The 678-nt window shown below is 37.9% G+C and carries 1 protein-coding gene; it reads left to right on the top strand.

Features of this window, described 5'->3' with window-relative positions; translation table 11 throughout:
• The first annotated feature begins 72 nt into the window (after positions 1 to 72).
• Positions 73 to 609, top strand: a complete 537-nt coding sequence (locus tag HMPREF1548_RS02135; protein WP_021634038.1) for a GNAT family N-acetyltransferase — start codon at positions 73 to 75, stop codon at positions 607 to 609.
• The last annotated feature ends 69 nt before the right edge of the window (positions 610 to 678 follow it).

Genomic DNA, 678 nt, shown 5'->3' with positions numbered 1-678 from the left:
GAGGCTTATACAGCCTCGTGGATTGAAATGTAAAAAGCAGCAGGAGCATAAAAGATTTAAGGAGAAATACTTTTGGAAGGGATAACTGTAATCGCAGAAACAGATAGATTGATTTTAAGAAGGTACAGGGAAAGTGATTTACAGGATTTGTACGAATATTTATCAAATCCGGAGGTGGTAAAATTTGAACCTTACAGGCCTATGAGCATGGATGAAGTAAGGCATAATCTTGAATGGAGGATTTCAACAGATGAAATGACTGCTGTTGAATTAAAGGAAAGCCATAAAATGATAGGAAATGTGTATCTGGGAAATAGGGATTTTGAGTCGCTTGAAATAGGATATGTATTTAACCAGGATTATTGGGGAAAAGGTTATGCAAAGGAAAGCTGTCTGGCTTTAGTGGGACAGGCATTTTCACAGGGTATACATAGAATCTTTGCTGAGTGTGATCCTGAAAACCCAAGTTCCTGGAAATTGTTAGAGGAACTGGGGTTTGAGAGAGAAGCACATTTAAGACAAAATGTTTATTTCTGGAAAGATGACGAAAACAGGCCTCTTTGGAAAGATACCTATATTTATGCTAAATTGAACGGCGTAATGGGCTGAATTGAAGAGACAGACTAAAGAAAAATTTTTTATAACTGTTCAGCAGGTCAGCGCATTTAGCTGCGCAGG

The sequence above is a fragment of the Clostridium sp. KLE 1755 genome (assembly GCF_000466465.2).
Lineage (GTDB): Bacteria > Bacillota > Clostridia > Lachnospirales > Lachnospiraceae > Eisenbergiella > Eisenbergiella porci.
This window is presented reverse-complemented; position numbering and strand designations above follow the sequence as displayed.